General features: G+C 44.4%; 7 protein-coding genes. All 7 read left to right on the forward strand.

Going from position 1 to position 9,335, the window contains the following annotated elements; all coding sequences use genetic code 11:
• Positions 1 to 96 precede the first annotated feature (96 nt).
• On the forward strand, positions 97 to 2,586 hold the full coding sequence (locus tag DW159_RS10220) for a cation-translocating P-type ATPase (protein ID WP_199412500.1): 2,490 nt from the start codon (positions 97 to 99) through the stop codon (positions 2,584 to 2,586).
• 121 nt (positions 2,587 to 2,707) lie between these two features.
• On the forward strand, positions 2,708 to 3,268 hold the full coding sequence (locus DW159_RS10225) for a TetR/AcrR family transcriptional regulator (RefSeq protein ID WP_117550511.1): 561 nt from the start codon (positions 2,708 to 2,710) through the stop codon (positions 3,266 to 3,268).
• 61 nt (positions 3,269 to 3,329) lie between these two features.
• Complete coding sequence (locus DW159_RS10230) at positions 3,330 to 5,180, forward strand: GGDEF domain-containing protein (RefSeq protein ID WP_117550513.1); 1,851 nt, start codon at positions 3,330 to 3,332, stop codon at positions 5,178 to 5,180.
• 150 nt (positions 5,181 to 5,330) lie between these two features.
• Positions 5,331 to 7,295 (forward strand): oleate hydratase, encoded by a 1,965-nt coding sequence (locus DW159_RS10235; RefSeq protein ID WP_117550517.1) that lies wholly within the window; start codon positions 5,331 to 5,333, stop codon positions 7,293 to 7,295.
• Positions 7,296 to 7,493: 198 nt separating this feature from the next.
• Positions 7,494 to 7,955 carry an NUDIX hydrolase gene (locus DW159_RS10240; RefSeq protein ID WP_117550519.1) on the forward strand — a complete coding sequence of 154 codons (462 nt, stop codon included), beginning with the start codon at positions 7,494 to 7,496 and terminating at the stop codon, positions 7,953 to 7,955.
• A 50-nt stretch (positions 7,956 to 8,005) separates the two neighbouring features.
• Positions 8,006 to 8,374, forward strand: a complete 369-nt coding sequence (locus tag DW159_RS14145; protein ID WP_330410621.1) for an AAA family ATPase — start codon at positions 8,006 to 8,008, stop codon at positions 8,372 to 8,374.
• Positions 8,375 to 8,546: 172 nt separating this feature from the next.
• Positions 8,547 to 9,167, forward strand: coding sequence for an alpha/beta fold hydrolase (locus DW159_RS10250; RefSeq protein ID WP_117550521.1), 621 nt, complete (start codon positions 8,547 to 8,549; stop codon positions 9,165 to 9,167).
• Positions 9,168 to 9,335: the final 168 nt, after the last annotated feature.

Below are 9,335 nucleotides of genomic sequence, written 5' to 3' on the forward strand. Positions count from 1 at the left end.
CATCATCCTTGAATAACCTTACTTGGAGTACTTATAATAGAACTTTGTTAAAGAAATCATGAGATGTCATGGGCAGTCGGTGCAAAATACTGCTCGATGCATAACATTTGCCGACCATATACACAGGAAGAGGTGCTTTATTTGGATACAAACTCAGAAAACAATCTGGATACACGGGGAGTCCCGATCATTGGTCTTACATCGGAGGAAGTAAGGGAACGGATCGACAAGGGACTTACCAATCACACGGATATAAGTACGCAGAAGACAGTGGGGCAGATAGTCAAGTCCAATCTGCTCACATACTTCAATCTTATATTCCTCATACTTACGGTGCTGCTATGTATCGTTGGCTCATTCAGGAATCTGACTTTCCTGCCGGTCATCATAGGCAACACGGTTATAGGAATATTTCAGGAGCTGCGTGCCAAAAAGACTCTTGACAAGATGAGTATGTTAAATGCGCCGCATTCGATAGTTGTGAGAGACGGAGAACAGCAGCAGATACAATCAGAGGAACTGGTTAAGGACGATATCATCATTCTGTCGGCAGGCAATCAGATATGTGCTGACGCTACGGTGCTCAGCGGCAGTATATCGGTAAATGAAGCCCTGCTCACCGGTGAGTCGGATGAGATCAAGAAGAAATCAGGTGATCGACTCATGTCCGGAAGCTTTGTGGTGTCCGGACAGTGCTATGCCAAGCTTGATAAGGTGGGCAATGAGTCATACATATCACAGCTCACAGCCCAGGCGAAGGCCATGGGTGACGGCGAACAGTCAGAGATGATCAGGTACATCAACAAGCTTGTAAAATGGGTTGGAATCATCATCATACCAGTGGGAATCATATTGTTCTGCCAGGCGTATATCATGAATGGAGAGACATTCAAGAAGAGTGTTGTATCGATGGTTGCGGCGGTTCTCGGAATGATCCCTGAAGGACTTTATCTGCTCACAACTGTTGCGCTTGCGCTCAGCACAATAAGACTTGCGAAGAAACAAGTGTTACTGCATGACATGAAGAGTATAGAGACACTCGCGAGAGTCGATGTACTCTGTGTGGATAAGACCGGAACCATCACTGAGCCGGGTATGCAGGTTACAGAGCTGGTGATAAGCGGCAGATGCGGCGATGCCGAGATGGACAAGAGAGCATTTGCGCACTTGCTGGCGGATTACTCGGCGGTCATTGAGGACAACAATGCCACAATGGAGGCGATCAGAGCCTATGTGGCTAAGAATGAGATAGAGAAGGGCAGCAGGACACTGCTCAAGACACAGCCTTTCACATCGGCGAACAAATACAGTAAGGTGTCATTTGTCGAGGGAGACTATATGCTTGGTGCTCCGGAGTTTATAATGAAGGATAGGTATGAGGAGATATCCGAAGAGATAGAGGAGTACCAGAGCAAGGGATACAGAGTCCTTCTTATGGCGGAGTCAGGCGATGATTCCACTGGTTCGGTAAGACCATTAGGAGGCATATCTCCTATTGGTTATATAGTGCTTTCAAATCCAATAAGGGAAAATGCAGAGAGCACATTTACATATTTCAAAGAGCAGGGCGTTGCCATAAAAGTCATATCCGGAGATAACCCTGCCACAGTATCAGAGGTGGCAAAGCGGGCAGGCATAGATGGAGCGGAGAACTATGTGGATGCTTCCACTTTGGCGTCTGAGAAGGATATAACTGAGGCTGTGGATAAATATACAGTATTTGGAAGAGTTACGCCTAAACAGAAGCAGCTCATAGTCAGGGCGCTCCAGAAACAGAAACACACGGTTGCCATGACTGGTGATGGTGTAAATGATATACTCGCAATGAAGGATGCTGATTGCAGTATTGCAATGGCATCTGGAAGTGAAGCGGCTGCGCAGGCGGCACAGACGGTGCTTCTGGATTCGGATTTCGGACGTATGCCATATGTGGTGTTTGAGGGAAGACAGGTGGTCAACAATATACAGAGATCAGCAAGCCTCTTCCTTGTTAAGAATATATTCTCACTGCTGATGGCCATATTCTCAGCGATATTTGCGATCACATATCCGCTGGAGCCATCACAGATATCGCTCATAAGCATGTTCACCATAGGATTGCCGGGATTCCTGCTGGCACTTGAGCCGAACAGGAATCGTATAGAGGGAAACTTTATGGTAAATGTCATGTTAAAAGCATTGCCTGCAGGACTCACGGATGTGTTGTCGGTCGGAGCACTTGTAATCTGCGGACAGGTCTTCAACCTCCCGAGTGAGGACATAGCCACAGCCGGCACAATGCTTCTTGCGGTTGTCGGATTCATGATAATAATCAAGATCAGCCATCCGTTCAACAAGATGAAGTATGGTGTACTTCTTATCAACATAATCGGACTGCTGTTCTGTGGCCTTTTCCTCGGCAGGCTGTTTGCCATAGAGTCGATATCCAACATATGTTTCCTGCTCATGGTTGTATTTGCATTTGCGGCGGAATCTATGTTCAGGTATTTGACATTGTTTGTTGAAAAGCTCAGCAGCTTCTTTGGAGACGAGAAGAACAGACGTAAGATCAGAAGAAAGATAAGGAAATATAACATTTTTAAGTAGAGAATTGTCGAAAAAAGAATATAATAAATATTAAGATATACTCATAAGAAGCAATATTGTTTTTTATGAGTATGTTTGTTTATGAGGATGATATGTACAACTTGGATAACAGGAGGTAAGCATGGCAAATTCAACTAAAAAAGCACTTGAGGTATCTCTGAAAAAGCTTCTTAAGGACAAGCCATTTGACAAGATAACAATAGCGGATCTCACCGGAGACTGCGGGATAAGCAGGATGACATTCTATTATCATTTTCAGGATATATATGAGCTTGCCGAGTGGGTGTGCATAGAGGATGGCAAGCAGGCACTGAAGGATAAGAAGACCTACGATACCTGGCAGGAGGGCATGATACAGGTGTTTGAGGCTGTGCTGGAGAACAAGCCATTTATCGCAAATATATACAGGTCGGTGGATAAGGCTAAGATAGAAAACTATCTGTATAAGCTGTCGTATCAGCTCATAGCGGATGTAGTAGAAGAGAAATGCGAAGGGGATAACCTCTCGGAGGCTGATAAGCAGTTCATAGCAGACTTTTACAAGTATGGATTTGTGGGGATTATGCTTGACTGGGTAGACAAGGGGATGAAGGACGATTATCATAAAATAGTGGAGCAGCTTAGCACCACGCTTCGTGGAAATATAGCAAATTCTATTCATAATTTTGAAATCGAGATGTAAAAGCAGAGGACGGATCAGGATAAAGAAATCTATTACTGTGAGATATGCGGGGAGAGCGCTTATGAGTCAAACATCAGATATGAAAAAGAGATTGCCAGGGATAATATTGATAACGGGGGGAATCGTGCTGGTTGCGATGGTCATCCAGGCGGTCATACTCAGCTTTATCAATAACAGGGGTTTTGACAGGACCTCGCAGGTGCTGTTGGATCAGGTCAGCAATATAATCGAGAAGAATAAGGCAAGTGAGGAAGATCTGATAGACTCCCTCAAGGAAGATTATATGGTCAGGGCTAAGGCTGTGGCGTATATAGTTGATGCAAAGCCTGAGGTGGCAAATGATGTGGAGGAGCTCCGCAAGATTGCTGCACTTATATCTGTTGATGAGGTGCATTTGTTTAATACGGATGGCGTGATATATGCTGGTACCAATCCCGAATATTTTGGATATAGCTTTGATTCCGGGGAGCAGATGGCGTATTTTAAGCCTATGCTGGATGATAAGAATCTCACCATGTGTCAGGATGTCACTCCGAACACATCAAAGGGTAAGAAGATGATGTATGCAATAACATGGAACGACGATGGAACCAAGATGATACAGGTTGGAATCGAGCCGAGAAGACTTCTGAATGAAGTAAAACAGAATGAGATATCCACGGTGGTTGCCAATATGCCTATGTATGATGGACTGAGTGTTGTAGTGGCAGATGGCGAATCGGGAGAAATATATGGATGTTCATATGAACCGGTAGTAGGGCTTACTCTTGATGAGATCGGCATTTCGGTGACTGATGATATGCTGCCGGACGATGAAGACAGTTTTACAGGCATAAGAAGGATTAATGGATTTAGAAACAGATGTGTATTCCGAAGATCCGGAGAGTATGTGATCGGGGTCATATATAGAATGGATGTGAATAGCCGGAGTAATATGGCAATCATGGTTATCATGGCACTGTATCTGTGTTTTGCCGCCGGCCTGGTGGTAAGCATGGTGATGAAGGTGATACATGCGAATCGGGAGAGAAATGAACAGCTGTCAATATTGACATCCATGTCGGGGATGTATTACAGCATGCATATGCTTGATCTTAGGCATGATACATTTGCCCTCTATACCGCAGGAGACCTGATACTTAGGGCTGGTGAGCGGGCAGCAGGGGCGAAGGAACTTATGAGGAAGATCGTTCATAAGGTGGTTGTGGATGAACATCAGGCAAGTGCCCAGGAATTCATGGATCTGGATAGTCTGGGGGACAGACTGATCAGGAAAAAGATTGTATCAGGTGAGTTCATGGTGAAGGATCTTGGATGGTTCAGACTGTCATTTATATCGATAGATGTTGACGAGGACGGACGTCCTTTAAAAGTCATATTTACCACCAGAAACATAGATGAAGATAAGAAACGGGAGCAGAAGCTGATAAGACGGTCTTATACAGATGAGCTCACAAAATGTTATAACAGGAACGCATATATAGATGATGTCAGGGAGCTGCCGGGAGATTCTGTATATGTGTATGTGTCCATGGATGTAAATGGGCTTAAATTAGTGAATGATACCCTGGGACATGCGGCTGGAGATGAACTGCTTCAGGGTGCTGCCGACTGTATGGAGCAGTGTTTTGGAAACTATGGTAAGGTGTACAGGATGGGCGGTGATGAATTTGTGGCCATCATCTTTGTAAATACCAGGAGGCTGAAGAGAGTGCAGCAGGAATTTGATGACGTTGTGGGTGGATGGTCCGGACAGCTGGTGAAATCCATATCAATATCATGTGGCTATGTGTCAAGTGATGAGAAGGACTGGGAGTCATTTGACGAGATAGTAAAGGCTGCAGATGAGAGAATGTACGAGAACAAGGCGGCATATTACAGGCAGAAGGGCGTCGACAGAAGGTATCACTAGAGTACATATGCAATATAAAGTTATACAAAATGAGTGGAATGATAAAATTTTTATCATTCCACTTTTTTTGTAAATATGAAATAAAAATTGGGTAAGCTATTATAGGGACATGAGATGGAAATAGACGGCAGACTGAAAGGAGAATTGCTTATGTCAAAGAAGAAATTGGGAATCGGGATAGCAGCGGTGGCAGCAGCCGGCGCAGGAGCAGCAGCTCTCACAGTTAAAAATCGTAATAAGGCAAAAGTTCAGAAGGAGAAGGCTGCGGCTGAACATGCTGAGTACCGCAATACGGAGCGCGGAAAGCATGAGAAGAACAGTAAGGGAATCTATTATACAAATGGAAACTATGAGGCATTTGCCAGACCGAGAAAGCCGGAGGGCGTGGATGACAAGAACGCATATATAGTGGGAAGTGGTCTTGCATCACTGGCAGCAGCTTGCTTCCTTGTACGTGACGGACAGATGGAAGGCTCACACATCCATATTCTTGAGGCTATGGATATAGCGGGCGGTGCGTGCGATGGAATATTTGATCCTGCCAGAGGCTACGTCATGAGAGGTGGACGTGAGATGGAGAACCATTTCGAGTGCCTGTGGGATCTGTTCAGAAGTATACCTTCCATAGAGACACCGGGGGTATCGGTTCTTGACGAGTATTACTGGCTGAACAAGGAGGATCCAAATTATTCACTGTGCAGAGCAACAGTGAACAGAGGCAAGGATGCCCACACAGATGGCAAATTCAATCTGAGCCAGAAGGGCTGTATGGAGATCATGAAGCTCTTCATGACAAGGGATGAGGATCTGTATGACAAGACGATAGAGGATGTATTCGACGATGAGGTATTTGATTCAACATTCTGGCTGTACTGGAGGACGATGTTCGCATTTGAGAATTGGCACAGCGCGCTGGAGATGAAACTTTACTTCCAGAGATTCATACATCACATCTCAGGACTTCCAGATTTCTCAGCACTCAAATTCACAAAGTACAACCAGTATGAGTCGCTGATCCTTCCGATGGTGAAGTATCTTGAGGCGGCGGGCGTGACATTCCAGTACAACACGGAGGTCACAAATGTCATATTTGACATGAGAGACGGCAAGAAGATAGCAAAGACCATAGAGTGCAGGGTAAACGGAGCTGAGAAGGGTATTCCACTCACTGAGAACGATCTTGTATTTGTCACAAATGGAAGCTGCACGGAGGGAACTATCTACGGTGATCAGAACCATGCGCCAAATGGTGACGCAGAGGTCAGGACAAGCGGCTGCTGGAGCCTGTGGAAGAACATAGCTGCACAGGATCCTTCATTTGGCCATCCTGAGAAGTTCTGTTCTGATATATCTAAGACAAACTGGGAGTCGGCCACAGTAACAACACTGGACGACAAGATCATCCCATACATCGTAGATATCTGCAAGCGTGATCCGAGAACAGGAAAGGTTGTGACGGGTGGTATAGTGAGCTGTCAGGATTCAAGCTGGCTGATGAGCTGGACCATCAACAGACAGGGACAGTTCAAGACCCAGGACAAGGATAAGGTGTGTGTATGGGTATATGGCCTGTTCACAGATGTTCCGGGCGATTATATCAAGAAACCTATGAAGGATTGTACCGGTAAGGAGATCACGGAGGAGTGGCTCTACCATTTGGGTGTGCCAGAAGATGAGATCGAGGAGTTGGCCACAAACAGCGCAGTCTGTGTGCCAACTATGATGCCATATATCACCGCGTTCTTCATGCCTAGAGCAAAGGGCGACAGACCAGATGTAATTCCGGACGGATGCACCAACTTTGCATTCCTCGGACAGTTCGCCGACACCCCTCGTGACACAGTGTTCACCACAGAGTATTCTGTCAGAACTGCCATGGAGGCTGTGTATGGACTTCTCGGCGTGGACAGAGGTGTTCCTGAGGTGTGGGGAAGTGTGTACGATATCCGTGAACTGCTGGACAGCAGCGTGAAGCTCATGGATGGCAAATCTCCGCTTGAGATAAATCTTGGACCTCTGAACAAGCTTAAGAGACCTATACTTAAGAAGATCCAGGGCACGGTGATTGAAAAGGTACTGAGAGACCACGATATTATAAAAGAGGGTATGCTGTAGGTTGAAGTTAATATAGAGTAATAAGAAAGTTCCATGTGTCTGCACGGTGCAGATGCATGGAACTTTTTATGTGGTGAAGACAGTGGGGACGGAGGGACCTGTCCCCTCCGTCCCTCATGGAAAAGAAATTGACTTTTCCCGTGTATAAAAATATACTTTTGGATATTGAATAAGAAGGGACGTTCCTGGGAGGTTAATATGAAGATGACAACACTTTGTTACATAGAGAAAGATGGAAGATACCTGATGCTCCACAGGACAAAGAAGGAGAAGGACATTAATAAAGGCAAATGGATCGGTGTAGGTGGACATGCCGAGGAGGGTGAGAGCCCTGAGGACTGCCTTCTGAGGGAGATAAAGGAGGAGACGGGACTTACGCTTACATCGTATAGATTCAGAGGGCTGGTGACATTTATCAGCAATGAGTGTGAGAATGAGCTTATGTGCCTGTTCACCGCAGATGGATTTGATGGGGAAGTTCAGATATGCGATGAGGGGGATCTTCAATGGATAGATAAAGAAATCGTGCCAATACTTCCGACGTGGAGCGGGGATGCGATATTCCTGAAGCTGTTGCTTGAAGGGGAGGAGAGATTTTTCTCACTCAAGCTCGTATATGAGGGAAGCGAGCTAGTGGAGCACAGGCTGGAATTCTATTGAGAAGGAACGTCCCCACATGAGGAGGAGTAACAATTACTCCAGGGAATACATTGATTATTCTTGATGAGATCCAGAACGCACCAAAAGCCTTAGAATCCTTGAAATATTTCGGCGAAGAAGTACCAGAATACCATATTATAGCTGCTGGTTCGCTGCTTGGGGTGGCAATTCATGAGGGCGTGTCGTATCCGGTTGGTAAAGTTGACCTGTTGGATCTATATCCTCTTAACTTTAGAGCGTTTTTATATGCTATGGGCGAGAAAAAAACTTGCAGGTGGATTAAAGACAAAAGACTATTCCATTATGTCGGATTGCTGGGGGCATTAAGCGAGTTGCCAGCGACATCCATATTGGAAGGAAATGATATTTTTATAGAATTTAAGGGAGCGCTTACAGAGCAATTATACCTATTGAAGTAAAGGCAGAAACGAATATAAGGTCGCAGAGTCTAAAAGCATATTGCGATAAATTCCATCCTGAGAAAGCTGTACGTTTTTCAACTCTAAAGTATATGGATCAGGAATGGATGGTAAATATACCACTATATGCGGTATGTAATTTGTAAATTTGGGGTTGAAGGAGCAACAATATATGAAGTATTTATATTTGCATGGATTAGGACAAAAACCAGACAGTTGGAATAGAGTAATAAAAGAAACGAAGGTATCGGAAAGTAGTGTCAAATTAAGTTTGGCAGAGATGTTAGAAGGAAAATCTGCTACATATAAGGAATTATATTCGGCATTCTCATCAGAATGTGACAAGGTGAACGATGAAATTGTCTTATGTGGGCTTTCTCTAGGCGCTGTTTTGGCACTTAATTATGCGATAGACCACCCAGATAAAGTAAAGTCGCTCGTATTAATTGCAGCACAGTATAAAATGCCTCAAAAATTATTGAAAGTTCAGAATATGTTGTTTCATCTTATGCCGAATTCGGCATTCAGTAAAATGGGTTTCAAAAAAGCGGATGTTATCAGCCTGTGCGGGACGATGGCTGAATTGGATTTCAGTGACTCCCTGCATAAGGTGTCTTGTCCGGTATTGCTCATTTGTGGGGAAAAGGACACTGCAAACAAAAAAACTTCAAAAGAACTTTGCCAATATTTGAACAACGCCTGTTTCCATGAACTTGCGAAAACAGGTCATGAAGCAAACATAGAAACTCCGGAAGAGTTGGCGATCGTGTTGCAGAGATTTTATGATAATTAACATTCCCGGAACATGGTTCAGTGTTTGATATGAAACCATAGGGAATTAAAACTAAGTGAAAAAGTGCAGTAAGTTTTAATTTGAGGAGGCAAATCTGTGGAAAAAAGAATGAAACTACTTGTGATAGATATACAAAAAGGAATAACAGATAGTAGACTTTTTAATTTT

The organism is Coprococcus sp. AM14-16, assembly GCF_003434675.1.
In the GTDB taxonomy this organism is placed as follows: Bacteria; Bacillota; Clostridia; order Lachnospirales; family Lachnospiraceae; genus Coprococcus; species Coprococcus aceti.